This window comes from Acinetobacter ursingii DSM 16037 = CIP 107286 (genome assembly GCF_000368825.1).
In the GTDB taxonomy this organism is placed as follows: Bacteria; Pseudomonadota; Gammaproteobacteria; order Pseudomonadales; family Moraxellaceae; genus Acinetobacter; species Acinetobacter ursingii.
Genome location: NZ_KB849717.1, coordinates 818,842 through 845,505 on the forward strand (window position 1 = coordinate 818,842; position 26,664 = coordinate 845,505).

Annotated in this window: 19 protein-coding genes; 4 read left to right on the plus strand and 15 right to left on the minus strand. The window is 40.0% G+C overall.

Annotated features, from left to right (window positions below; translation table 11 throughout):
- Positions 1–38: 38 nt before the first annotated feature.
- Positions 39–965: a DUF808 domain-containing protein gene (locus tag F944_RS11420; RefSeq protein ID WP_004990673.1), complete on the minus strand. Its 927-nt coding sequence runs from the start codon at positions 963–965 to the stop codon at positions 39–41.
- 126 nt (positions 966–1,091) lie between these two features.
- Between F944_RS11420 and trpS the strand changes: the two genes are divergently transcribed.
- From trpS to F944_RS11435, 3 genes are all read left to right on the plus strand, one after another.
- Positions 1,092–2,105 (plus strand): tryptophan--tRNA ligase, encoded by a 1,014-nt coding sequence (trpS, locus tag F944_RS11425; protein WP_004990674.1) that lies wholly within the window; start codon positions 1,092–1,094, stop codon positions 2,103–2,105.
- A 540-nt stretch (positions 2,106–2,645) separates the two neighbouring features.
- Positions 2,646–3,299, plus strand: a complete 654-nt coding sequence (locus F944_RS11430) for a YqiJ family protein (RefSeq protein WP_004990677.1) — start codon at positions 2,646–2,648, stop codon at positions 3,297–3,299.
- 11 nt (positions 3,300–3,310) lie between these two features.
- Positions 3,311–5,026, plus strand: a complete 1,716-nt coding sequence (locus F944_RS11435; RefSeq protein WP_004990679.1) for a flotillin family protein — start codon at positions 3,311–3,313, stop codon at positions 5,024–5,026.
- A gap of 67 nt (positions 5,027–5,093) precedes the next feature.
- On the opposite strand, the gene F944_RS11440 is transcribed toward F944_RS11435, so the two are convergent.
- The 14 genes from F944_RS11440 to sdhC all read right to left on the minus strand — a co-directional run bounded on the left by F944_RS11440 (position 5,094) and on the right by sdhC (position 24,340).
- Positions 5,094–5,714 (minus strand): OmpW/AlkL family protein, encoded by a 621-nt coding sequence (locus F944_RS11440; RefSeq protein WP_004990681.1) that lies wholly within the window; start codon positions 5,712–5,714, stop codon positions 5,094–5,096.
- A 457-nt stretch (positions 5,715–6,171) separates the two neighbouring features.
- Entirely contained in the window at positions 6,172–6,657 is a 486-nt protein-coding gene (gene pgaD / locus F944_RS11445) for a poly-beta-1,6-N-acetyl-D-glucosamine biosynthesis protein PgaD (RefSeq protein ID WP_004990683.1), read from the minus strand.
- Entirely contained in the window at positions 6,647–7,915 is a 1,269-nt protein-coding gene (pgaC, locus tag F944_RS11450) for a poly-beta-1,6-N-acetyl-D-glucosamine synthase (RefSeq protein WP_004990685.1), read from the minus strand. The genes pgaD and pgaC overlap by 11 nt, the downstream gene beginning before the upstream one ends.
- The gene (gene pgaB, locus F944_RS11455) at positions 7,915–9,741 is read right to left on the minus strand and encodes a poly-beta-1,6-N-acetyl-D-glucosamine N-deacetylase PgaB (protein ID WP_004990688.1); all 1,827 of its coding nucleotides are present in this window, start codon (positions 9,739–9,741) and stop codon (positions 7,915–7,917) included. Before pgaB ends, pgaC begins: the two co-directional genes overlap by 1 nt.
- Positions 9,741–12,197 carry a poly-beta-1,6 N-acetyl-D-glucosamine export porin PgaA gene (gene pgaA / locus F944_RS11460; protein WP_004990691.1) on the minus strand — a complete coding sequence of 819 codons (2,457 nt, stop codon included), beginning with the start codon at positions 12,195–12,197 and terminating at the stop codon, positions 9,741–9,743. Before pgaA ends, pgaB begins: the two co-directional genes overlap by 1 nt.
- A gap of 211 nt (positions 12,198–12,408) precedes the next feature.
- Positions 12,409–13,299: a succinate--CoA ligase subunit alpha gene (sucD, locus tag F944_RS11465; RefSeq protein ID WP_004990694.1), complete on the minus strand. Its 891-nt coding sequence runs from the start codon at positions 13,297–13,299 to the stop codon at positions 12,409–12,411.
- A gap of 13 nt (positions 13,300–13,312) precedes the next feature.
- Positions 13,313–14,479, minus strand: a complete 1,167-nt coding sequence (gene sucC / locus F944_RS11470; RefSeq protein ID WP_004990698.1) for an ADP-forming succinate--CoA ligase subunit beta — start codon at positions 14,477–14,479, stop codon at positions 13,313–13,315.
- A 154-nt stretch (positions 14,480–14,633) separates the two neighbouring features.
- Positions 14,634–16,067, minus strand: coding sequence for a dihydrolipoyl dehydrogenase (gene lpdA, locus F944_RS11475; RefSeq protein WP_004990700.1), 1,434 nt, complete (start codon positions 16,065–16,067; stop codon positions 14,634–14,636).
- Positions 16,068–16,127: 60 nt separating this feature from the next.
- Complete coding sequence (gene odhB / locus F944_RS11480; protein WP_004990702.1) at positions 16,128–17,336, minus strand: 2-oxoglutarate dehydrogenase complex dihydrolipoyllysine-residue succinyltransferase; 1,209 nt, start codon at positions 17,334–17,336, stop codon at positions 16,128–16,130.
- Complete coding sequence (locus F944_RS11485) at positions 17,336–20,176, minus strand: 2-oxoglutarate dehydrogenase E1 component (protein ID WP_004990703.1); 2,841 nt, start codon at positions 20,174–20,176, stop codon at positions 17,336–17,338. The genes odhB and F944_RS11485 overlap by 1 nt, the downstream gene beginning before the upstream one ends.
- 760 nt (positions 20,177–20,936) lie before the next feature.
- Positions 20,937–21,647: a succinate dehydrogenase iron-sulfur subunit gene (locus F944_RS11490; protein ID WP_004990705.1), complete on the minus strand. Its 711-nt coding sequence runs from the start codon at positions 21,645–21,647 to the stop codon at positions 20,937–20,939.
- 15 nt (positions 21,648–21,662) lie between these two features.
- Entirely contained in the window at positions 21,663–23,561 is a 1,899-nt protein-coding gene (locus F944_RS11495) for an FAD-dependent oxidoreductase (protein WP_004990709.1), read from the minus strand.
- A gap of 12 nt (positions 23,562–23,573) precedes the next feature.
- The gene (gene sdhD / locus F944_RS11500) at positions 23,574–23,939 is read right to left on the minus strand and encodes a succinate dehydrogenase, hydrophobic membrane anchor protein (protein WP_004990714.1); all 366 of its coding nucleotides are present in this window, start codon (positions 23,937–23,939) and stop codon (positions 23,574–23,576) included.
- Positions 23,939–24,340, minus strand: coding sequence for a succinate dehydrogenase, cytochrome b556 subunit (gene sdhC, locus F944_RS11505; RefSeq protein WP_010588832.1), 402 nt, complete (start codon positions 24,338–24,340; stop codon positions 23,939–23,941). Before sdhC ends, sdhD begins: the two co-directional genes overlap by 1 nt.
- Before the next feature lie 1,044 nt (positions 24,341–25,384).
- On the opposite strand from sdhC, the gene gltA reads away from it, so the two are divergent.
- The gene (gene gltA, locus F944_RS11510) at positions 25,385–26,659 is read left to right on the plus strand and encodes a citrate synthase (protein ID WP_004990720.1); all 1,275 of its coding nucleotides are present in this window, start codon (positions 25,385–25,387) and stop codon (positions 26,657–26,659) included.
- The last annotated feature ends 5 nt before the right edge of the window (positions 26,660–26,664 follow it).

Consider the following 26,664-nt stretch of genomic DNA (forward strand, 5'->3'; position numbering starts at 1 on the left):
CCTCTTATCTTTTATTATAATGATGACTTCATTCAACTCTATGAAGTTACTTTTTTAGGCCACAGCTTTTGAATTAAGCTTACAACCAATAATACGATGACACCAGCAATCATCCCCACTGCAAAATTGATCAACGTCGGGGTGATTGCACCAATAATATTACCAACGTTTGGAATCAGCTCCAGATGGTCTGTGGTATCTTCAGTAAAGTGATGTAACAATGGAATGGTATGCGCAATAATACCGCCTCCAACAAGAAACATTGCAATCGTGCCTACGATTGTCAGTGTTTTCATCAACTTCGGCGCAAATGCCAATAAACCACGTCCAATACTTTGTTTTACATTTGATGTTTGTTGCGTCAAATAAAGTCCTAAATCATCAATTTTGACAATCATGGCAACGAAACCATATACACCCACTGTCATAATAATGGCGATGATACTCAATACCGTCACTTTAGAGATAAAAGATGCGGCCGCCACCGTCCCCAGAGAAATCACCACAATTTCAGCTGATAAGATAAAGTCGGTACGAATAGCACCTTTGATTTTTTCTTTTTCATAGGTGACTAAATCAGTTTCATCTTTCACCAATTTTTCTACGGCTTCTTCCGCTGTCGCTGCTTTTTTATGATGTAAAGAATGAAGAACTTTTTCAACACCTTCATAACATAAGAATAAACCACCAATCATCAACAAAGGATTAATCAACCATGGCGCAACCACACTAATGAGCAAGGCCAAAGGCACTAAGATCAGTTTATTAATAAAAGAGCCTTTAGCCACGCCCCAAACCACAGGAAGCTCACGATCAGCGCGTACTCCACTGACCTGTTGAGCATTTAAAGCCAAATCATCGCCCAGTACGCCTGCTGTTTTTTTTGCTGCCATTTTACTCATGACGGCAACGTCATCCAGCACAGTGGCAATATCATCTAATAATAAAAGTAAGCTACTCGCCATTTAATTTTCCTTAGGTTTTTTAGGCTTCTTTTTTATTGTGACTGACATTAAAAAAAATTATGCCGTACAATGTCGCCTATTCAATCGTTTAATGATATGTAGATTCATACTACTTTGGAATAGAGAATGAGTAATCTTGATCATCGTCCAATTATTTTGACTGGCGACCGTCCCACTGGACAGCTTCATTTAGGCCATTTTGTAGGTTCACTACGCTCACGTGTAGGTTTACAGGACAGCCATCATCAACATTTATTATTGGCAGATGCTCAAGCCTTAACAGATAATGCAGATAATCCAGATAAAGTGCGCCGTAATATCCTAGAAGTTGCACTGGACTACTTAGCAGTAGGGATCGATCCTGCTAAAACCACAATTTGCGTTCAGTCTTGCTTACCGGCACTGAATGAATTGACCATGCTTTATCTGAACTTTGTAACCGTCGCACGTCTGGAGCGCAATCCAACGATCAAATCTGAAATTCAGATGCGTGGCTTTGAGCGCGATATTCCCGCTGGTTTCTTATGCTATCCAGTGGCACAAGCGGCTGATATTACCGCATTTAAAGCGACTGTAGTGCCTGTGGGTGAAGACCAGATCCCGATGATTGAACAGACCAATGAAATTGTTCGTCGCGTCAATCGTCAAATCGGTCAAGACTTATTGCCTGAATGTAAAGCCCTGCTTTCGAACATGGCACGTTTACCAGGTTTTGATGGCAAAGCCAAAATGTCAAAATCATTGGGCAATACCATTGTCTTAAATGCCTCTGATAAAGATATTAAAAAAGCCGTCAATGCCATGTATACCGACCCGAACCATTTGCGTATTGAAGATCCAGGTCAGGTTGAAGGCAATATTGTATTTACTTATCTAGATGCTTTTGATTCAAACTCAGAAGAAGTTGAAGAATTAAAAGCACATTATCGTCGCGGTGGTTTAGGTGATGGTACGGTGAAAAAGCGCCTTGAAGGAATTTTAAAAGATTTAATAAGCCCAATTCGTGAACGTCGTGAAGAATTAGCTAAAGATCCAGATTACATTATGGATGTATTACGCGATGGTACTGAAAAATGCCGGATCATTACTCAAAATACATTAGATGAAGTCAAAGATGGTTTAGGTTTATTTAAATTCTAAATTAAATCATTGTTTTATTTAAAGGCTCTTATCATTAAGAGCCTTTTTTATGAATGATATTCTTTAAAGAAATAGCAATACATTATTTAAATGATATACAGCTCACAAAATAATCGCTTTATTAACGTGATTTAACACTACTTAACGTGAATACCAATGAATTTGGTCAGTTATAAAATTACTATAAGTCATGGAAGTTATGAATTTCCCCAATTTCATGACATTTCTCCTTAACCGAAGCTGTTTATAACAGATTCGTTGTTCTGCGTAATGATCACCCCAATCATTGCGCTTTTTTTTGTTTAAAATTTACTCTAGTAGTAAATCATATATTTCACGCATTGTCTGCTAATTATTAAAAAAAATTAGAATTATTTATTTGAGGGCTTTTGTTATTTAAATTGCCTTTAAAAAATAAATTGAATAAAATTGATAGACTTAGAATAGACTTTATAAATGATAAATGTTATCGTTTTTAAATTACTTGTGAAAAGACAGTAATAACAATAATTTAATTTCAATAAGATAAAGAGCCGCTTTATGTTGTGGGACTTGTTTACTCATCCTTCAAATTATATTTTCAGCATTAGTTTAGTTTTATGTTTTGCCATTGGAATACTTGAACTTATCTTGCTTATGATTGGAGGTTCATCTCAAGTTTTAGATCAATTTCTTCCAGAGCAGTTAAGTGATTACCAACCTGATGTCGATTTAGATGCCGATCAAGGCATGCTCTGGCAATTTTTTGACTGGCTATACCTAGGCAGAATCCCTTTATTAATCTGGTTAATTGTTTTTCTTACCACTTATGCCCTGACCGGTTTTATCATACAGGGAACATTTTATACCTTTACTGAACATTATTTTTCAGTATGGCTGATTGCCCCTGCGGTACTTTTTTTGTCAATGCCTTTTGTACGCTGGGCTTCTGCTTTAGTCAGCAAAATCATACCAAAAGATGAAACCACAGCAATTTATAGTGAAGATTTGATTGGGCAACCAGCAAAAATTATTTTAGGGATTGCTCAAGCCAATTCGCCCGCTCAAGCTAAAGTAAAAGATCAATTCGGACAAACACATTATGTCTTGGTTGAACCAGAACAAGATGAAAGCTTTCAACAGGGACAAATCGTTATTTTAACTCGAAAAACCAAACTCGGTTTTCAAGCGATTTCTCAACTTACAAATGATTAAGAGACAATAATATGTTTAATTCTGCTCTTTTTGAGATTCTCATTTTTGCTGGCATCATTCTTGTTGCCCTTGTGATTATTGGCATCATTATCGCCCGTCTTTATCGACGTTCAAGCAAAGAAGTTTCTTTTGTGCGTACAGGCTTTGGGGGTGAAAAAGTCATTTTAAATGGTGGTGCAATCGTACTTCCTGTTTTACATGAAATTATTCCAGTGAATATGAACACCTTGCGCCTTGAAGTAAAACGTGCGGCTGATCAGGCACTAATTACGCGTGATCGTATGCGTGTCGATGTCATGGCTGAGTTTTATGTACGGGTTAAGCCGACTGCCGAATCCATTGCCACAGCGGCCCAAACGCTGGGTAAAAAAACCATGTCTCCTCAGGAACTCAAAGATCTGGTGGAAGGTAAATTTGTTGATTCTTTACGTGCCGTTGCCGCTGAAATGGCGATGGAAGAATTGCATGAGAAACGCGTGGATTTTGTACAAAAAGTTCAGCAAGTTGTATCCGAAGATCTATTTAAAAATGGTCTGGAACTGGAAACGGTGTCTTTGACTGGACTGGATCAGACCAGCTTTAAGTTTTTCAATCCGCAAAATGCATTCGATGCAGAAGGCTTGACCAAACTGACTGAAACCATTGAAGACCGTCGTAAAAAGCGCAATGACATTGAACAGGACGCAGATTTAGCAATTAAAGCCAAAAATCTTGAAACTGAACAGGCGCGATTGCAGATTTTGCGTGAAGAAGAATATGCAAAATTGCAACAAGAACGCGAGATTTCGATTCGCCGTGCTGAACAACTTGCAGAAATTGCATCTCAAGAAGCAGCAAAAAAACGCGAAGCAGAAGAAGCACGAATTGCGGCTGAACGGGAAGTTGAAATCAAACGCATTGCTTCTGCTCGTGATGTCGAAAATGAAAATATTTTAAAAGCCCAATTGATTCAAAAAGCGCAGGTTGAGCAAAAGAAAACCATTGAATTGGCCGAACAAGATCGCGCGATTGCCATTGCTGAAAAGTCCCGTGCTGAATCTGAAGCCAAGGCACTGGCAGATCAGGCTCGCGCAGCCGCAGTAAAAGCCGAAGAAGAAGTATTAACTGTTCGTGAAACCCAACGTGCAGAGCGTGAAAAAGCGGTCGAATTAGTCGCAGCAAAGCAAGCGGCTGAAAAAGATGCAATTGCTATTACAGTAGCAGCAGAAGCTTCTAAACAAGCTGCTGTTGATGATGCTGAAGCGGTACGTATTGCAGCAGAGGCTGAAGCGGAAAAATTGCGCTTGAAAGCAAAAGGTGAATCTGATGCCAAAATGCTACTCGCGCAGGCTCAGGAAAAACAATATCAAGTAGATGCCGAAGGTACTCGTGCGGTCAATGAAGCATCCAATGTTCTATCGACTGAACAGGTCGAAATGCAAATTCGCCTTGCGTTGATGAAATATTTACCTGAAATTATTCGTGAAAGTGTTAAACCGATGGAAAATATTGATGACATCAAAATTTTGCAAGTGAATGGTTTAAATGGTTTCGCAACTGGCGCAAATTTAGGCGAAGGTCAGGAAAATATGCAAACGTCTTTGTCTGATCAAGTGGTGAACAGTGCGCTGCGTTATCGTTCTCAGGCGCCTTTAATTGATAGCTTGATGAATGAGTTAGGCTTACAAGGCGGTGATATGAATGGTTTTACTCAAAATTTAAAGTCCAATACACATAAACAAGAATAAAACGTGCAGAGATCAATCTCGATGAAAATGCGATTTAGCTTCGCATTTTCATCAAGTTAAATTGATATCAAAAACGATAACTATAACCGATGGTGTAGACCACAGGATTCACATCCAGTCGCCCAATCTTTTGCCCATCCAGTTTGACATCACTTTCAACCTGTGCATAACGTACGTCAGCAAACACGCCCCAGTTTTTAGCATCTGCTGGTTGAAAATTAAACCCAATCTGACCCGCATAACCATAAGTGACATCTGCTTTCAGCTTGGCATCACTTCCGATTAATTTTTCATCCCACGGAATCGCGACGGTAAGCCCTGCTCCAATATAAGGCGTAAAACGTGTGGAGTTTCTAAAATGATATTTTGCAGTCAGGGTTGGCGGTAAATGTTTAAATTTAGCGGCATCCACTCCATTTAACTGAATATCATGCTGAAACGGTGCTAAAGCAAGTAATAATTCTGCGGAAAAGGGAGAATTTCCAAAAAAATATTCAACTGATGGCGTCGCATTAAATTCATTACTAACATTAGCTTTGGCACCAGCCAAGACACCATTATCATGTGCAGGCGCGAGAAAGCTTCCTCCTAGTTTGACTTGCCAGTTTTCGGCATGAGTCAGAGGCATAGTGCCTAGAACCATCACAGTTACGAGTAACCCTTTATATCGTTTTAAATCTATAAGCATATTTAGCTTACCTCTATCTTTTTAAATGCTGATTTATAAGTCTTGCCAAATACATATCAGTCTAAAAATAAATGATCTCTAAGATTTATTTTTCTTTAATTCAATCATTCTAAGTGACATATTCTATTATTTGGTCTAAACACTTTAATCAGATTAGATTTTTGATAGAAATAATTAATCGAAATTTATTTATCTTAAATTTTCAATTAATGAAAACATGCTAAGTTTAACTGAATCACATCTATATATTGAAAAGATGCAGCTCTTGATTTAATTATTAGACTTCTTTCATCTTTGTTTGAAACCTCTTTATTTTCCTACCATAGAAAGAAATAAAAAAGGTGTTATGAAAGAAGTTTATTCGATTGAATTTCAATCGTTAACTATGAAAAAATAAGTTTCAAAAGGCATTCAAGCGATCAGAATACCTTTTTATAATTGGAAATATTTAAGTATTTTATAAATCTGTGTCATATTTAATCAGATTTCCATGTTCATCAAAATGTAGAATCATATTCTTGGAACTTTTCATCGTATGAATATCCCGTACATTTAAATTAAAACTTTGTGCAATCTGAGCTTCGGTTGCGGGTTCTGGTGCACTACGTCTTTGAACATTATAAAAACGTATCCAGTTATAAGATGCCCAGATAAATAAAATTAGAATTAAAATCGCAATACAGATCGCGAGCATATACAAGCTATATCGACCATTGTTGTTTAATGATAAAAACAACTGTTTGTAAATATTTTGCCCTTCAAACCACCAAAGAAAAACAGTAAAAAGTGGCATAATCAGCCACATCCACAAACTCCACCCTAAAATTTGCAGTGAAAATCCAGCCCATTTATTTTTCACATATTCAGGTCGATCAATATATTGTGGAATATCCAGTGGGTTCTGATCGACATGACTATGCGAATGAATTTGATCATTTTTCATATTCTTTCTCTGCTCCAAAACCACGATCTGGACTCACCCAACGTGCTCGCTTCTGAGTTTTAAAAATCGTTTTAGGCAATGCAACGACAGTCGATAGCATGGCCAGTATCCAGAAAAAAAGTGGATACCAGATCACCCAAAAATAATTGCGGAAATGTCGACGATCATACTGACGATCAATCAACAAACTTACTAAAAACTGGATTAAACAGGTCAATCCTAAAATTACGCCATACCATTGTGGCCAAAGAGACTGAATCGCCCATTCTCCGGGTAAGCTAAAAAATAAACCGTAGAAATACAATACAAAAATACTAAACATCACATATGCCCAGACGACGCTGATTAGTGCCTCAAACGCAATCGGCCACATACGGCGTAGTCGCCATTTGAATATTTTAGGCACATAAGCAAAAATAACTTCAATTCCCCCTTGTGCCCAACGTAGACGTTGCTTCCATAGTCCCTTAAAAGTTTCAGGCATATAGATATAACAGAGTGCCTGCGGGACATAATGTAAGTCCCAATGATCGAACTGTAAGCGCCAAGAAACATCAATATCTTCAGTGATCATGTCGTCGCGCCAATAACCGATGCGATCCAGAGCCATTTTACGAAATCCCACAATGGCACCCGACACCGTGAATAAACGACCGTAAGTTCGCTGCGCCCGTTTGATCAGCCCAATAATAGAAGAAAACTCACCGACTTGTATTTTAGCTAAAACACTAGAACGATTAATAATTCGTGGATTGCCTGTCACTGCACCGACCCGTGGATAAGTCGTTAAATGATGCATCATCCAGAGTACAGTATAAGGATGTAGCAAAGCATCTCCATCGATACATACCAAATATTCATACTGACTCACCATCGCGCCTGCTCTTAAAGCATGCGCCTTACCCTGATTTTCTGCCAGATGCACAACACGTAATTGCGGATGCTTTTTTTCCAGTTCATTTAATATTTCACCCGTGCGATCAGAACTACCGTCATTAATCGCAATCACTTCGAAAGTTGGATACTGACTTTGTAGGGCGTATCGAATGGTTTGTCGAACTTGCTTTTCCTCATTAAAACAAGGAATAAGAATACTACAGCCTTCCTGACTTGGACTCGGATGATCTGGCTGATTAAATTCACGTTTAAAATAAAACCATAGCCCCCCTGCAATCCACGCCCAAGCCATAAATAACGGATATAAAAAGGCAAAACCAAACACAACATCACTGATACGGAGCTGACTCAATTCAAACATTATTTGTGCTCCGCTTTAGAATCAAGAATATAAGGATCTTTATAATTCAATGCAGAATCATTTAAGCTTAAATCAACATATAAATTTTTCTGAATTGCCTGCCCCTGATTCAATTGATAATCTTCAACACCCAGTTTTTGTATCCCTAAGCTCTTAAGCTGTTGATAGGCTTTTTTATAAACCATCCAATCTTTTTTCTGTTGTGGCGAAATATCAAAGCCCACCATTAAGCGTTGCTTTTCTAGGCTGCTTAATGGTTGACTGGCTTTCACAAAAGCCTTAAATGTATTCGGGGCATGCAATGGATCAAGCTCAACATAAATTAAATCGCTATACATTAGACCTTGTTCAAGCAATGGTTTTAATCCATTAAATTGTGAAATCTCAGGTTTTACTTTAAGCACGGTACGAAAATTGGTGCTGATATTGATCAGACCATTGGCTTTGGCTTTCACTTGCTCTTTGATTTTGAAAATCTGTTGAATATTTTGCTGGCATTGTTGATTCCAAGATTGAGTTTGCAACGCACAATCCAGATGGTTTTGTACATTGAGAATCAGACCGTCCAATGAACTATTGTTCTTGAATAAGTCCTCAGTCAAATTCGCAAGCGGAATCTGTTGTTTTGTTTCTAAATCAAGCGGTAATTCTACAAAAGCCTGTTGCCCAATCCTTGTCCTCGCTTGCCAGATCATTCGGTTAAGTACATCCTGATGATAGGGTAATAACTGCGTTGGAAAAAATGCACCATCTATTTTTCCATCCTGATCCTGATCGACAACTACTTTAAAGATGATCGCGTTGGTCTTTAAACTTGCCAACTGCTCTAGCATTTGACCCAATTTTTTATCATCTAAAGTACCATCAGCATTCACAAAATCAGTTGGATCGATGGCAATGAGACTTCTTCTATTTTTAGAAGGTCGTCGAATATCTTCAAGAAATCTCAGCATTTGTGCATGTAATTCTTCAGGTACTGGATTTCCCATCGCAATTGCACGCTGATACGTCTGTATCGAACTTTCATGAACCGAAACATCTCCTAAACTAAAGGAAATCGGTAAGCCCGCTTGTTTAGCCAACTGTTCGGTTTCTCTAGTCACTGCGCCATACGGCCAAAAGATTGCTTTGGTATTAATGCCTAGTTTTTGATCTAAAATAGTCTTTGATTTTTTTAAATCATTTAATATTCTCTGATGATACACTTCATCCGTTTCATAGCTTTGTTGTGCAGGTAAATATTGGCGGGTGATTGCAGCGGGTTCCATATTCTGTTGTGGATTTGCCAAAATCCCTTTATGTAAGTTGTCTGAATGTGAAACAAATTCGACTAAATGTGAGTTTTCCATCTCACGCATCTGTTGCCAATTCATCAAATTGCCTTGACCATAAGCCTCATATGCATCGTGATTATTGCCATTGATCCAGCTTGTCACGATCGCAAAAACAGCGGGAATCTGATACTGTTTAAGTAGAGGATAAACACGGCTATAGCTACTCAATGCACCATCGTCAAAAGTCAACAGCACTGCTTTGTCAGGTAAGGCGACGTTGTGTTCACGTGCCTGCCAGACATCTTCAAGTCGAATTACAGTCCAGTCGGATTGTTTCAGCCATGCCAAAAATTGAGCTAAATTTTTACTACTAATTGCATAACTATCTCGATCGCCATTCACAGCAACATCATCACGCACATCATGAAAGGTCAAGGTGACAAACTGACCTTGTGTATGCAGTTCGGCATCCTCTTGGATCTCTTGTGCATATAGCCCCACCGAAGGACTCAGCAATAGCAAAACCATCATTATTTTTAATTTTTTGAGCATCAGAATCGTCCTTCAAAACCGAATTGGGCATATGTTTTATGTTCATTTTCTTCATCGTAAGGATGATTTGACCAACCGATGCCATAATTCATCGACCACGTTCTGGATAATTGCCAATCGTGTCGATATAAAACATTAAATAAAGCTTTGGTTGAATAATCCGCTTGTGAAAATGCGCCAGTACCCACTTCAAAATGCTGGCTAAAATGACGTTCGTAATTGCGCCAAGTCATCCAGTCATGAGTTAAAATCACTTCTGCACTATTGCTATAACGTGGATTAAAATAATTCACCTGAACATCTGAATTTTTATCGTATTCATTTCTCAACGTCATTCGGGTGATATGATGTGGTGCTTGATAAATTTGCTGACTAAAATAGCCCACAATTTCATGTCGATGATTGCCATCGTCAATATCGGTAAATTGATAAGCCAGACCCGCCTTTCTAGATTCATTGGCTTGCCAGAGCAACTGAGCTTTATAAGCTTTACCATCATCGCCTTGTTTAAGCGCCTGTAGCGGAATATCTGCTTGACTGTCAAAACCCAAAACATATTGCCAATGATCATTCAACCATTGTGACCAGTCGAGTTGAATCCCGACATCATTGGAATGTGAACGCTGGCTTAATTGTAGATTTGCCCAGCGTCGATTATTTGCCCACTCCAACCCCACACCATAGCGTTCATCTGTTAAGTCTTCGCCTTTAAATTCTGCTTTACGCTGTACAAGATCAACATAGGCACGATAATCATCGGCAAACCACGGCGAATTGATCCGTGTTTGATGTTCTCTCTCAGACGAACCCGTTAAATTTTGTAGAACTTCTGGTTGATCAGCACGGCTTCTGGAAAATGTACTTTGATGTTGAATTGAAGCATGATTACGATCTTCGAGTTCCTTTTTACTTTGTTGTACGCCAGTATCGTCTGGCGCAGTCAGAGTTAATAATTGATTTTGTTCACGCCAGTCAGCTACACGGCTGAGCGCCTGACTATTTTGCATTTGATTAACCAAAGTGCTGATGGAAACAGGCTCTATCCCATTAAATTGAGACAAAGTCGCAGATGAGGTCAGTGGTTTTTCACGCCAACGCTGCACCGTTGCTAAATTATTTTGATAACCGATATTATTGGGTGCCTTTGCGACTAAATCTTGAAAATAGCGCTCTGCTTTGGCTTGTTCATTTCGATAGGCATAATTTAAACCTTTTAGAGCTAAATACTCAGCACGATCTTCGTGGGTAGTTTTATCCACCCCTTTTGCTGCACTATAACGAAATGTAGGCAAAAGATGATCCATCTCCTGTATTAGCTTATTGGCTTCATCAAATTTTTCCTGCTCAATCAGTGCATAATACAAACCTGAATAGACACTATAATCAGGATAATTTTTTTCTTTTAATAAACTTTTATATAGATACTCTGCCTGCGCAGGCTGCCTGACTTTTAAAAATGAATCGGCAGCCGCCTGACGCACATAAGGTGGCATCTGCTCATAGGGTTGATCCAGCTTGCTGAGGGTTTGAATAGCTTCGTGGTAGCGATCACGAAAATTAAGCGCATAAATATAATCGTAATAAAATAAACGCCGCAATGTCGGATCATTAGGTAACTCTGATTCATAAGCTTGCATTTGAGCAAGTACCTGATCCAATATAAGATATGACTCAGTGACCTCGCCCTGATAATTCTTCACCTTATAATATTGAATTGCGTTTTTAATTTTCTGGGAAAACTCTTGTGTTTTGACCGTATAACGAATATTAGGAATTTTTTGTTCAAGCTGATATTGCTGAATATATTGTTCAGCACTACGAAAATCACTATTTAGTATTAAGGCGTATATATACTGTTCTTGAATATTACGACTAGGTTGAGGAGCTGCAATTGCTAAATTTGCTGCCTGTAACGCCTCTACAGGCATATTCAATAAACGATACGCATAAGCTAACTGAGCAAGCTGTTCTGCACTCAAATACTTCGAATCGATCGATTTTAAACTAGCCTGTGCTTGCGCATTTTTTTTCGATTCAGCTTGGATAATTCCCAATAGCAGCTGTATGTCATTAGAAAAATGCCGTTGATTAAATTGTTGTGCATAATATTGTGCAAGATCAAGTTGCTTTAAATCACGTAAAGCTTTGATCAAGACTAACTGACCATACTCAGGATAAGTTTGTAAATTCAAATTTTTAACTAAGCTGATCTGTTCTAACCCAAAAGCATTATTTTGATAAAGGACAATGATGTCATCTGCCAGAATCCTTTGATCATTAGGATAACGTGCTCTTAAGCTTTCTAACTTTGCAATACCCGTCTCAAGTTTGCCTTGTTTAATTTCGGCAATAATCGCTTCGCGTTGTTGATCCTGAGGCGTTACGGCAAAACTGATCGTGGTTATTGAATATAAACTTATGATCCCGATATAACGGAAACTTATTTTTTTTCTCATGAGAACAGCTTTTAAACCTACTAAACAAAAATATGTGAAATTCGTCACATAATATGTTTTTTTAGGAGTTATTGTGGTTTTTTACCTCGTTATTTATGTTCTTTTATGTTAACCACCCCGATAATCTTATTTTAATTTTAGATTAACTTAACAATAAAAAAACCTCCTGATGACTCAGGAGGTTTTTGGGTATTTAAAATTTAAGCTAAGCTTAAGCTAAACCTTTCTCTTTCAACACTTGTAACATAGTCGAACCAAGTTCAGCAGGACTACGAGTATACGCCATGCCTGCTTTTTCAAATGCTGCAAATTTCTCTTCAGCAGTACCTTTACCACCAGAAATAATTGCACCAGCATGACCCATACGCTTACCTTTAGGCGCGGTTACACCTGCGATATAGCCAACAACAGGCTTGGTTACATTTGACTGGATATATTCAGCAGCTTCTTCTTCGGCTGTACCACCAATCTCACCAATCATGATGATTGCATCAGTATCTGGATCGTCTTGGAACAATTTAAGTGCATCAATCTGGTTCATCCCTGGAATTGGATCACCCCCAATACCGATACAGGTCGACTGACCTAAGCCAAGCTTCGTGGTTTGAGCAACAGCTTCATAGGTCAATGTACCAGAACGCGAGATGATGCCGATACGACCTGGCTGATGAATATGACCAGGCATAATCCCGATTTTACATTCGCCCGGTGTAATCACACCTGGACAGTTAGGACCAACTAAACGCGTGCCATTACCATTGGTTTCAAGGTAACGTTTCGCTTTTAACATATCTAGAGTTGGAACACCTTCAGTGATCACTACAATCAGACCAACACCAGAATCAACTGCTTCAACAATCGAATCTAAAACGAAAGGTGCTGGCACATAAATCACCGAAGCATCTGCGCCTGTTTCACGTACTGCATCTTTCATGGTATTAAAAACAGGGAGATCAAGATGAGTTGTACCACCTTTACCCGGAGTTACACCACCGACCACTTTTGTGCCGTACTCAAGCGCCTGAGCTGAGTGGAAAGTACCGTTTTTACCTGTAAAACCTTGTACCAATACTTTAGTGTCTTTATTAATTAATACGCTCATGATTGATACTCCCTTAACCTTTTACCGCAGCAACAATTTTTTCTGCCGCATCAGATAAACCGTTAGCAGAAGTTAATTTCAAACCAGATTCATCAAGGATTTTTGCACCGAGTTCAGCATTGTTCCCTTCTAAACGAACAACCACTGGAACTGTTACATTGACCTCTTGAACGGCTGCAATAATTGCTTCAGCAATCATGTCACAACGTACAATACCACCGAAGATGTTAATTAAAACACCTTGCACAGAAGTATCCGCAAGAATCAATTTAAATGCTTCGATTACGCGTTCTTTGGTTGCACCACCACCTACATCTAGGAAGTTTGCAGGTTGACCACCATATAATTTGATGATGTCCATAGTTGCCATCGCAAGACCAGCACCATTTACCATACAACCAATATTACCTTCAAGCGCAACATAGTTAAGCTCAAACTCAGAAGCTTTGAGTTCACGCTCATTTTCTTGTGACTTATCACGAGATGCCGCGATTTCAGGCAGACGATATAATGCATTTGAATCAATGCCAATTTTGGCATCAACCGCCAAAATATCACCATTTTCACGCACAGAAAGTGGATTGATTTCAAATAATGCAAAATCATTTTCAACAAATGCTTGATAAGCACCTGTCATTAATTTTACAAATTGATTAACTTGTTTATCTTTTAGACCTAAGGCAAACGCAACTTCACGCGCTTGAAATGGTTGTAATCCAACAAGAGGATCAACCGTTGTTTTAATGATTTTTTCTGGCGTTTCTTCAGCAACTTTCTCAATTTCTACACCACCTTCAGTTGAAGACATAAACGTTACACGACGGGTAGAACGGTCGACAACCGCACCCAAATATAACTCACGCTCAACAGGGTAGACATCTTCACAAACCAACACGCTGTTTACAGGCTGACCATTTGCATCGGTTTGATAAGTAACAAGGTTCTTACCAATCAATTCATTTGCAACATCAGCCGCTTCTTCTTTGGACTTAACGACTTTTACGCCGCCAGCTTTGCCACGACCACCAGCATGCACTTGCGCTTTAATGACGGCAAATTTACCACCAAGCTGTTCAAATGCCGCAACTGCTTCCGCAGCGTTCGTTGCAAGAATCCCTTCCTGGACTGGTACTCCGTATTTTTTCAATAACGCTTTTGCTTGATACTCATGTAAGTTCATTTATTTACCTATTTTACTTCTGCCCTTATTAATAACAACCAATAATTAAACATCCTTCACAGTAATATTGATTGTTATGTTCTTTTTCTTCTTATTCACAGCGATCATGACTGTGAATAATGCGAAAAGAGCGGACTAACCGCTCTTTTAAAAATTACTTACGTTTACGTTGAATCGCGTGAATGGCACGCCCATCGACTGCAAGTGCAGCTTCATGCACCACTTCAGAATATGTTGGATGACCAAAAGTCATTAACTGAAGATCTTCAACAGAAGATACAAACTCAAGTGCAATCATCCCTTGGTGAACAATATCAGAAGCACTTGGGCCAATAACATGCATACCCAGTAAACGATCTGTTTTTGCATCAGCAACAAACTTGACAAAACCAGAAGCTTCGCCAGCTGCTAAAGCACGACCATTGACTGCAAATGGGAACTGACCTGTTTTAACTTCATGGCCTTTTTCTTTAGCGGCTTCTTCAGTTAAACCAACCCAAGCGGCTTCTGGATGCGTGTAGATTACGCTAATAATCGTGTCATAGTTCACTTGTGCTGCATGACCATGAATACGCTCCACAGCCATGACGCCTTCTTCCATTGCTTTATGCGCAAGCATTGGACCGCGAACCAAGTCACCAATCGCATAAACACCTTCAACAGATGTTAAGCATTGATCATTCACTTCAACAAAACCACGATCAGTCAGTTTAATGCCAGAATCTTCTGCCAATAAACCTTCAGCATATGGCTTACGACCCACACAAACGATTAATTTATCAAACGCTTGTTGTTTGTCTTCGCCACCTTGTGAGTATTTAACAGTCACTTCACGACCATTCACTTCAGTACCAGACACTTTGGCACCAATGCGAATGTCCAGACCTTGTTTAGTCAGGATTTTTTGGAATTCTTTAGACAGCGCTTTGTCGGCCATTGGCAAGAAACTATCCAGTGCTTCAAACACGACAACTTCTGAACCTAAACGACGCCACACTGAACCTAGCTCAAGACCAATAACACCTGCACCAATCACACCCAGACGTTTAGGAACTTCTGCAAATTCAAGCGCGCCCGTTGAGTCAACAATCAAGTCTTCATCAACAAGTGCCACTGGAATATTCACAGGCACAGAACCAGATGCAAGAATGACATATTTTGGTTCTAAAATTTGAGCTTCACCTTCAAATGGTGTGAACTCTACTTTTTTACCTGCAAGTAATTTACCAGAACCTTGTAACCACTCGATGCCATTACCTTTGAGTAATTGAGCAACACCACCCGTCAAGTTATCAACAACTTTGTCTTTACGAGTTAGCATTTTCGCGATGTCGATATTCACTTCACCTGTGGTGATCCCGTGATCACCCAAATGATGCAATGTATCTTCATAATGATGAGAAGAATCAAGTAATGCTTTAGACGGAATACAACCTACGTTTAAGCAAGTACCGCCCAAAGAAGGCTTACCTTTATGAATACGTTTTTCAATACAAGCAACTTTAAAACCAAGTTGCGCAGCACGAATTGCTGCTTCATAGCCACCCGGGCCACCACCAATTACAACAAGATCAAACTGTTGAGACATTGTTATCTCCAAGTCCCAGATAGAGGATCACTCTATCTGAGTTTTATGATTCGCAAGAAATTAAAGGTCAAGAATAAGTTTTGCTGGTTCTTCCAACAATTCTTTGATCGTTACCAAGAAACCAACTGCTTCTTTACCATCGATTAAACGGTGGTCATAAGACAAAGCAAGATACATCATTGGCAGGATTTGAACTTGACCATTGACTGCCATTGGACGTTCTTGGATCTTGTGCATACCCAAAATTGCAGTTTGTGGCGGGTTGATAATTGGCGTAGACAGTAATGAACCGAAAGTACCACCATTGGTAATCGTGAACGTACCACCTGTCATATCTTCAATCGACAGTTTGCCATCACGTGCTTTTGCAGCAAAAGCACCAATGCCATTTTCAACTTCTGCATAGTTCATACGGTCAGTATCACGTAACACTGGCACTACAAGACCACGATCAGAAGAAACCGCAACACCGATATCGTAGTAACCATGATAAATAATATCATCACCGTCAATTGATGCATTGACTGCTGGATAGCGTTTAAGCGCTTCAGTTGCTGCTTTTACGAAGAATGACATAAAGCCAAGACGCGCACCATGACGTTTTTCAAATGCGTCTTTATATTGCTTACGCATCTCCATCACTGGTTTCATGTTCACTTCGTTAAACGTTGTTAACATTGCAGTTTCTTGAGTTGCAGACAATAAACGCTCAGCCACACGCTTACGAAGACGCGTCATTGGAACACGTTTTTCAATACGCTCACCAACCGCAACACTTAATGGTTGTGCAGCAGGTTTAGTTTGATGATTAGCTACATCTTCCTTGGTGATACGACCGCCACGACCTGTACCTTGTACATCAGCAGGATTTACACCTGATTCAGTCAATGCCTTACGAACTGCTGGAGCTTGATCTGCAACAGGTTGTGAACGCTCAACCACTGGCGCCGCACCTGCTTCAGTTTTAGCCGCAGCTTGTTCTACTTTCTCTTCGCTTTGAACTGCTTGAGTCGATGATGCACCTGAAACTGCACCTTCTTCAAACTGTGCAATCACTTCATCAGAAAGAACCGTGTCGCCTTCATTTTTAACAATCGAAGTAATTTGACCATCGGCAGGAGCAACAACTTCTAAGACAACTTTGTCAGTTTCAATATCACAGATCACTTCGTCACGTGATACCGCTTCCCCTACTTTTTTATGCCATGTCGCAATTGTCCCGTCCGCAACTGACTCTGGGAATACCGGTGCTTTGATTTCGGTTGCCATTATTTAGTCTCTCCTGATTGGTCAGCCTGAATTGCAAGTGCATCATTGATGAGCTGAGCCTGTTGTTTTGCATGCAAGTAAGCTGAACCACAAGCCGGTGCAGCAGAAGCTTCACGACCTGCGTAGCTAATACGGATTTGTTTACCAGATTTTAATACATCATCATATAAACGAGGTGCGATGAATAACCATGCGCCTTGGTTCTTCGGCTCTTCTTGACACCAAACCAACTCTTTCACGTTTGGATATGCTGCCAGAATTTCCGCCAAACGTTGTTCTGGATATGGATACAATTGTTCAATACGTACAATTGCAACATTGTTCAATTCTGCTTCACGACGTTTTTCAAGCAAGTCATAATAAACTTTACCACCACATAACACGATGCGGGTAACGTCAGATTTATTCACTTGATCGACTTCATCAATCACAGTCTGGAATGTCCCAGTGGCGAGCTCATCTAAAGTTGAAGTTGCCAATTTATGACGAAGTAATGATTTTGGTGACATGACGATCATTGGCTTACGAATTGGACGAACAGCCTGACGACGTAATGCATGGAAAATTTGTGCTGGTGTTGTAGGGGTTAATACCTGCATATTTTCTTCAGCACATAACTGCAAGAAACGCTCTAAACGTGCAGAAGAATGTTCAGGACCCTGACCTTCATAACCATGTGGAAGTAGCATGGTTAAACCACACACACGTTCCCATTTGGTTTCACCAGATGCGATAAACTGGTCAATCACGACCTGCGCACAGTTAGCAAAGTCACCAAATTGCGCTTCCCAGATGATCAAACCATGTGGAATTGTGGTTGCATAACCATATTCAAATGCAAGAACTGCTTCTTCTGAAAGAAGCGAATCATAAATGGCAAAACGTGGCTGATTTTCTTTGACATGACATAATGGAATATATGTCGAACCATCTGCCTGATTATGTAATTTGGCATGACGATGCGAGAACGTACCACGACCAACGTCTTCACCTGTAATACGAACCAGATAGCCTTCATCTACCAGCGTTGCATAAGCTAAAGTTTCAGCAGCACCCCAGTTCAGTGGCATCTCACCTGTTTGCATTTTCAGACGGTCATCAATCACTTTAGACACTTGACGTTGCATCACAAAGCCTTCAGGCAATTTACGCATGCCTTCGCCTAATTCTTTCAAGCGATTGATATCGAATGTGGTATCCCAAACATCGGTATAGTCATGACCTAAGTAAGGTTTCCAGTCCACAAACATTTTAGTGTTCGGCTCGAGTACCAATGCATTGGCAACATGATTACCTGCTTCAAGATCTGAACGATAATCTTCAACCATTTTGTCTGCTTCAGCACGATCAAGAATTTTTTCCTGAACTAACTGATCTGCATACAAAGTACGTGTTGTTGCTTTCTTATTAATGACTTGATACATCAATGGCTGAGTTGCAGATGGCTCATCTGCTTCGTTGTGACCACGACGACGATAACAGAATAGATCAATCACGACATCTTTACGGAAAGTATGACGGAAGTCATGTGCCAGCTGTGCAATAAATGCAACTGCTTCAGGATCATCCCCATTGACATGAAAAATTGGAGATTGAACCATTTTCGCCACATCGGTACAGTATTCAGTAGAACGTGCATCACGTGGATCAGAAGTGGTGAAACCGACTTGGTTATTGATGATGATATGAACTGTACCACCCACTGTATAACCACGGGTTTGTGACATCTGGAAAGTTTCCTGATTCACACCCTGACCTGCAAAGGCAGCATCACCATGAACAATGATCGGAAGTACATCATCACCACCGATGTCACGGCGACGAACTTGACGTGCGCGAACCGAACCTTCAACCACAGGTCCAACAATTTCCAAATGAGACGGGTTAAATGCCAAAGCCAAATGCACTTCACCACCTGGTGTCATGACATTTGATGAAAAACCTTGGTGATACTTCACGTCACCCGAGCCTTTTTTATGCAGCGCTTTACCTTCAAACTCACCGAAAAGTTCAGCTGGGTTTTTACCCAAGATATTCACCAGTAGATTGAGACGACCACGGTGTGGCATACCAATCACAACTTCTTTACAACTGACTGAACCTGCACGCTGGATGATTTCGTTCATCATAGGAATGAAAGATTCACCACCTTCCAAACCAAAACGTTTTGCACCCACGTATTTATTGCCGAGGTATTTTTCCAGACCTTCCGCAGCAGTTAAGCGTTCTAAAAAGCCTTTTTTCTGGTCTTTGTTAAAATTAAACTGACCACGCGCCCCTTCAAGGCGTTGTTGAATCCAGCGCTTTTCTTTGGTATCCACAATGTGCATATATTCTGCACCAATAGAACCACAGTAAGCAGCTTCCATGGCATTAACCATTTCACCAAGCGTGGCTTCTGTCTTACCAATCGCCAAGTTACCCGTATTAAACACGGTATCAAGATCAGATTTGGTTAAACCATGGGCAGCCAAGTCAAGGTCTGGTACGTCTTCGCGTTTTGCAAGACCAAGTGGATCTAGTTTAGCTTTTTGGTGACCACGGTTACGATACGCAGCAATCAGTTGTAACACACCAATTTGACGACGTTCATGTTCAGTACTTACTGTACTTTGAACCACTGGTTGAACGCGACTAGAATTACGACCAAGTAAAAGGAACTGCTCACGCACTGAACCATGAGGTTGGTCACCTTTAGGGAATTTATCGAAATACTGGCGCCAATCCTCATCGACGGAGGTTGGGGAGGATAGGTACTGCTCGTAAAGCTCTTCAATATACGCTGCACTATCAGCGGAAAGTTCAGTGTCAAGACGCAATGCGTCAGCAACTTCTTGCATTTGTGGACCCATTTCCTATTGCAAAAACATTACGGGTTGCCTTTTAAGCACACCCATGATTGATAACACCAAAATTGTAAAATGGCATTAAACACCCAATTGGCACTTTGTCCAGTCGGTACGTTATTACTACATTAGATTTAACCCAATGTAATCAATGAATCATAACGCCCTTTTTGGCATCATCACTCAAGTTTATACTCGACAAAGCCGAGCAATTTTTGCAAATCATCTTGGAAAAAATAAATCATGATTTAGCTTTTCTAAAATGACTTTTTTACATAAAAATTAAGCACAATACTCAGATCGTGCCTGCAAGAGCACTGCTATTATTATGCTCTTTTTTCATATAAAGATTTGTGTCAAATCGTATCATGTTCTCAACATTCAATTGATTTTTTTGACACATACCATCTATAAATCAGCGAAATACACAGGCCAATTTCTCAACTAATATATGGTGCCTTCTATTCAAAAATACAACCCTTTAGACTAAAGTCGATTCATTTTTTATAAAATAAATCTTGGCTGTTAATATTTTAACCAATCCCCATCGATGCACTGAAAACAACCTACTTTGCCTCAGCATTTATGGCCTTAATCACCCCTGTTTACATAGGCATGATACGTACTATTTTCAAGAAAAAAAGAACAGCAGCAAATGTCGATTAAGATTCCAAACTTACAACAGCAATGAAACTTTCTAAATAAAAAAAAGCGCACATGATGCATGTACGCTTTTTCTGCCGCATCAAACGAATTAACCCGCTTGATCAAGCAACATATTACGGATGTGACCAATCGCCTTGGTTGGGTTCAACCCTTTAGGACAAACAGATACACAGTTCATAATCCCTTTACAACGGAACAAACTGAACGGATCGTCAAGACGAGCCAAACGATCTTGAGTTGCTGTGTCACGCGAGTCGATAATGAAACGGTAAGCATTTAGCAATGCAGATGGCCCCAAGAATTTATCCGGGTTCCACCAGAACGATGGACATGATGTTGAACAACATGCACAAAGAATACATTCATACAAACCATCCAAATGTTCACGCTCTTCAGGAGACTGTAAACGCTCTTTGGGTGGCGCAGGCTGATTATTAATCAAGAACGGCTGAATTTTGTCATATTGATCATAGAATTGGTTCATATCAACCACCAAATCTTTAATCACAGGCAAACCTGGTAATGGACGAATCACGATTTTTTCTGGCAAATCGTTCAAGTTCCACAAACATGCCAAACCATTCTTACCATTGATATTGACACCATCAGAACCACAAATCCCTTCACGACAAGAACGACGGAAAGTTAGTGTTTCATCCTGCACTTTGAGCGCAAGCAAGGCATCAAGCAACATACGATGCTTGTCAGTCAGCTCAAGCTTATAAGTTTGCATGTACGGCGCTTTATCCTTATCAGGATCATAGCGGTAGATTTCGAATGTACGAGTACCTCTACTCATCTTTTATTCTCCTGATTAGAATGTACGTGGTGCAGGTGGAATCGCGTCAACAGTCAGCGGGCTATAGCGCACTGGTTTATACTCAAGACGGTTATCTGCCGAATACCAAAGTGTATGCTTCATCCACTCATCATCACGACGACCATATGGGTAGTTTGGATGATCAGGTGGTAACTCATAGTCTACAACTGTATGCGCACCACGACACTCTTTACGTGCAGCAGCCGAAATCAAAGTCGCTTTCGCAACTTCATACAAGTTTTCAACTTCCAAAGCTTCAACACGAGCAGTGTTAAATACTTTAGATTTGTCTTTGAGATGAATATTGCGAACACGTGGAGCAATCGCAAGAATTTGTTTTACACCTTCATCCAGTAACTCTTGAGTACGGAATACTGCTGCATGGTTTTGAACAATTTCACGAATCTCATCGGCAACTTCTTGTGCATTTTCACCAGAAGTTGAGTCATCTAAATGACGGATACGTTTCAGCGTATTTTCCAGCACATTGGTAGGAAGTGGTGAGTAATCATCACCGTGATGTTTAGTCACATAGTCAATGATATGTTCACCCGCAGCTTTACCAAATACCACAAGGTCAAGCAATGAGTTGGTACCTAAACGGTTAGCACCATGAACTGATACACAAGAACATTCACCAATTGCATAAAAGCCCTTAACAGGTTTTACGAAATCAGGACAGTTAGTCTCAAAAGTATATTCTTTAGTGTCGTTGTTATAGTTGGTTTCCAAATGCAGATTTTCTGTTGCAACTGGAACCACAACCTGACCATGAATATTGGTCGGGATACCACCCATTTGATAATGGATCGTAGGTACAACTGGAATTGGCTCTTTGGTGATGTCCACATTCGCGAATTTTTTACCAATCTCAAATACAGATGGTAAACGCTTCATGATAGTTTCCACACCCAAGTGAGTCATATCGAGTAAGATATAATCTGCTTTAGGGCCACAACCACGACCTTCTTTAATTTCCTGGTCCATAGAGCGTGAAACGAAGTCACGTGGAGCCAAATCTTTCAGGGTCGGAGCATAGCGTTCCATGAACGGTTCGCCGTCTTTGTTACGAAGGATTGCACCTTCACCACGACAACCTTCAGTTAACAGTACGCCTGCACCTGCCACACCTGTTGGGTGGAACTGCCAGAATTCCATATCTTGCAATGGAATACCTGCACGTGCCGCCATACCCAAGCCATCACCTGTGTTGATGTAAGCATTGGTTGATGCACGATAAACACGACCAGCACCACCTGTAGCAAACAGAGTTGCTTTGGCTTGGAATACTGCAACATTACCAGTTTCCTGATCATAAGCAGTTACACCAAGTACATCACCTTCTTCATTACGAATAAGATCTAAAGCGATCCATTCTACGAAGAATTGAGTGCCCATTTTGACGTTGCTTTGATAAAGCGTATGTAACAGCGCATGACCTGTACGGTCAGCAGCAGCACAAGCACGTGGAACTGGCTTGTCACCATAGTTTGCAGAGTGACCACCAAACGGACGTTGGTAAATTGTACCATCGGCATTACGGTCAAAAGGCATACCCAAGTGTTCAAGTTCATAAACCACTTTTGGTGCTTCACGCGTCATAAATTCAATCGCGTCTTGGTCGCCTAACCAGTCAGAACCTTTTACGGTGTCATAAAAGTGGAAATGCCAGTTATCTTCTTGCATATTACCTAACGATGCGCCAATACCGCCCTGAGCAGCAACGGTATGCGAACGTGTCGGGAATACTTTGGTCAATACGGCAACTTTTAAACCAGCTTGAGCAAGCTGATAAGCTGCACGCATACCTGAACCACCACCACCTACGATGACAGCATCGAACGTGAGGTTTTGGATATTTGAATAATCTTCTTTAGGGGTAATCGCGCCCATGATGTCTTCCTATCAATTCGCCCAGAAAATCTGGATTCCCCAGATCACAAATACAAACACTGCAATAATCACAGCTGATGTAAGTACCAGACGTAAACCTGAAGCTGAAGGACCCATTTGACGAGTAGTTACATAGTCAGTAAATACTTGCCACATCCCAATCCACGCATGTGCAGCCAATGATAAAATTGCAAGTAAAGATAAAATCTTCATTGGCAAGGTCATCATAAAGCCAGACCACTGTTCATAGTTAAAACCACTATGAAGTAAAATCCAGCCCAAAATCACCACGGTATAAACCGCTAACACGACTGCACTCACACGCTGGATAAACCAATCGCGAGAACCTGAACCTGTTAAACCTGTAGCACTTTTCATTAGAACATAATCCATACGAATGCTGCGAGAATACCAATCACAGACAAGATCAATGAAATTGTAGCAGCAGTACGACCGCTTTGTAGTTCTTCAGCAAAACCAAGGTCAGCAAGTAAATGTTTGATCCCATTAATAAAGTGGAAAATCAAACCCGCTACAAATACCCATACGATGAAACGTACGAAAAAGTTTCCGAAAACGACATTTTTAACGTATTCAAATCCTTCTGGTGAAGATAAAGATTTATCTAGGATCCATAATAGAACGGGAATTAATAAGAATACGATCACACCAGAGAGACGGTGTAAGATTGATGCAATAGCCACGGGTGAGCGTAAGTTTACCGCTAACACCTGACCCATGGACAAATTGACAGGTCTGTTGCTTTTCACAGCGGGCATCCTGTAGGTAAAAACTCCAGCCGGAGTTTGTTGGAATTAATTCGAAGGAAAGCTGGCATTGTCAGGCAAGCAAATGCCTAAACTTAATAAACGACACCGAATTATAAATCGTCATATATCAAAATACAAACGATCACATTTGGCTTTTTTCTAAAAAAATCATTAAATAAGAATCATTCACAGATATGGCGTGAGATTTAGCAACATCAACTTACCACCTCTTTCAGCTATGTCCTTATTTTTTATAAATTAACCATAATATTTTAATTTCGGAGCTACTTTTCAGTGGTCTATAAGCGAGTTAGACTAAAGATGAAATTTATTTTTTAATCGAAATCTCACTATATGATTTTTTATTCATTTTAAAACATGCAACACACTTTTTGCTTAACCTCGCCATATTTCATTTAAAAATACAAAACTTCTTTTTCATACTTTTGACACCACAATCGTATGAGAAAGAGCGACTTATTCTGTGTATAACTCTGAAAACAAACTGTCACTAAATACAATCGAATCAGTAAAACATCTCAGAAAAACTGCTTGTCGTCTCGTATTAGGACGCATTTCTTGGCAAAAGTGGCCACTCAACAAGCTATTTTTTAATCAATTAAACTTCTATTTTTTAATATCCACTTTTTTTTAGTGGTGGAATTTACACTGATAAAAGTCCACTCAATGCAAAGCTAAGTTATCGGATTTCATTCATTTTAAGTAAAAATTGGCATTTTGTTTCAGATTAAAAAACTGCCTAGCACATAATAAATTTGCTTACAATTTACTCCTGAGGACTGATTTTTTTCTGCACCTCGTCATAAATTTGACTTATTATAGCCCGTCGAGACTGTGATTTTATTCAGTTTTTTCTGAGTAATGCACATGGAATATCTCCCTATGGATCAAGTGTTTTTCATCCATAAGTATGATTGACAAAATCACAGTAGCCTCTAATCTTATAGCAATTTTTGACCCCGTCTGATTCGCGAATGAAAAGATTAGTACTTCGAGTCAGATTAACATTCACCAGGACAGGAGATCTATTGAATGTCTGAAGCAACTGGCAAAAAAGCCGTATTACAGCTTGATGGCAAAGAAATTGAATTACCAATTTACAGCGGCACATTGGGCCCAGATGTAATCGACGTTAAAGATGTATTGGCCTCAGGTCACTTTACTTTTGATCCTGGTTTTATGGCGACTGCCTCTTGTGAATCAAAGATCACATTCATTGATGGTAACAAAGGTATTTTGTTACACCGTGGTTACCCAATTGATCAACTTGCAACGCAAACAGATTATTTGGAAACTTGCTACCTTCTTCTCAATGGTGAGCTACCAAACCAAGAGCAAAAAGAAGATTTTGACAAAAAAGTTCGTGCCCATACGATGGTTCACGATCAAGTTAGTCGCTTCTACAATGGTTTCCGCCGTGATGCACACCCAATGGCAATCATGGTTGGTGTCGTAGGTGCTTTATCTGCGTTCTATCACAATCAGCTTGATATCGAAGATGTTAATCATCGCGAAATTACAGCAGTTCGCTTAATTGCTAAAATTCCTACTCTTGCAGCATGGAGCTACAAGTACACTGTAGGTCAACCATTTATGTATCCACGTAACGATTTAAGTTACGCTGAAAACTTCCTATACATGATGTTTGCTACTCCTGCTGATAAAGATTACAAAGTTAATCCAGTGCTTGCTAAAGCTATGGATCGTATCTTTACTTTGCATGCTGACCACGAACAAAATGCATCTACATCTACTGTACGTTTAGCGGGTTCAACTGGCGCAAATCCATACGCATGTATTTCTGCCGGTATCTCTGCACTTTGGGGTCCTGCGCATGGTGGTGCGAACGAAGCAGTACTGAAAATGCTTGATGAAATTGGTAGCGTAGAAAACGTTGCTGAGTTCATGGAAAAAGTAAAACGTAAAGAAGTGAAACTCATGGGCTTCGGTCATCGTGTTTATAAAAACTTCGATCCACGTGCTAAAGTCATGAAACAAACTTGTGACGAAGTGCTTGCTGCATTGGGTATTAACGATCCACAACTTGCACTTGCCATGGAACTTGAACGTATTGCACTTTCTGATCCATACTTCATTGAGCGTAACTTGTATCCAAACGTAGACTTCTATTCAGGTATCATTCTTAAAGCGATTGGTATCCCAACAACCATGTTTACGGTTATTTTTGCTCTTGCTCGTACTGTAGGCTGGATCAGCCACTGGTTAGAAATGCACAGCGCAGCTTACAAAATCGGTCGCCCTCGTCAGCTTTATACTGGCGAAACTCAGCGCGACATCAAACGTTAATTTTC

Bases quoted from the DNA above. Each gene is read 5' to 3' on its own strand.
- F944_RS11490 (WP_004990705.1), bottom strand. From the start codon at position 21,647: ATGAGTAGAGGTACTCGTACATTCGAAATCTACCGCTATGATCCTGAT.
- F944_RS11495 (WP_004990709.1), bottom strand. From the start codon at position 23,561: ATGGGCGCGATTACCCCTAAAGAAGATTATTCAAATATCCAAAACCTC.
- pgaD (WP_004990683.1), bottom strand. From the start codon at position 6,657: ATGAAAAATGATCAAATTCATTCGCATAGTCATGTCGATCAGAACCCA.
- sucC (WP_004990698.1), bottom strand. From the start codon at position 14,479: ATGAACTTACATGAGTATCAAGCAAAAGCGTTATTGAAAAAATACGGA.
- F944_RS11430 (WP_004990677.1), top strand. From the start codon at position 2,646: ATGTTGTGGGACTTGTTTACTCATCCTTCAAATTATATTTTCAGCATT.
- pgaB (WP_004990688.1), bottom strand. From the start codon at position 9,741: ATGCTCAAAAAATTAAAAATAATGATGGTTTTGCTATTGCTGAGTCCT.
- F944_RS11440 (WP_004990681.1), bottom strand. From the start codon at position 5,714: ATGCTTATAGATTTAAAACGATATAAAGGGTTACTCGTAACTGTGATG.
- F944_RS11485 (WP_004990703.1), bottom strand. From the start codon at position 20,176: ATGCAAGAAGTTGCTGACGCATTGCGTCTTGACACTGAACTTTCCGCT.
- sucD (WP_004990694.1), bottom strand. From the start codon at position 13,299: ATGAGCGTATTAATTAATAAAGACACTAAAGTATTGGTACAAGGTTTT.
- sdhC (WP_010588832.1), bottom strand. From the start codon at position 24,340: ATGCCCGCTGTGAAAAGCAACAGACCTGTCAATTTGTCCATGGGTCAG.
- pgaA (WP_004990691.1), bottom strand. From the start codon at position 12,197: ATGAGAAAAAAAATAAGTTTCCGTTATATCGGGATCATAAGTTTATAT.
- pgaC (WP_004990685.1), bottom strand. From the start codon at position 7,915: ATGTTTGAATTGAGTCAGCTCCGTATCAGTGATGTTGTGTTTGGTTTT.
- F944_RS11435 (WP_004990679.1), top strand. From the start codon at position 3,311: ATGTTTAATTCTGCTCTTTTTGAGATTCTCATTTTTGCTGGCATCATT.
- lpdA (WP_004990700.1), bottom strand. From the start codon at position 16,067: ATGTCTCAACAGTTTGATCTTGTTGTAATTGGTGGTGGCCCGGGTGGC.
- gltA (WP_004990720.1), top strand. From the start codon at position 25,385: ATGTCTGAAGCAACTGGCAAAAAAGCCGTATTACAGCTTGATGGCAAA.
- sdhD (WP_004990714.1), bottom strand. From the start codon at position 23,939: ATGAAAAGTGCTACAGGTTTAACAGGTTCAGGTTCTCGCGATTGGTTT.
- odhB (WP_004990702.1), bottom strand. From the start codon at position 17,336: ATGGCAACCGAAATCAAAGCACCGGTATTCCCAGAGTCAGTTGCGGAC.
- F944_RS11420 (WP_004990673.1), bottom strand. From the start codon at position 965: ATGGCGAGTAGCTTACTTTTATTATTAGATGATATTGCCACTGTGCTG.
- trpS (WP_004990674.1), top strand. From the start codon at position 1,092: ATGAGTAATCTTGATCATCGTCCAATTATTTTGACTGGCGACCGTCCC.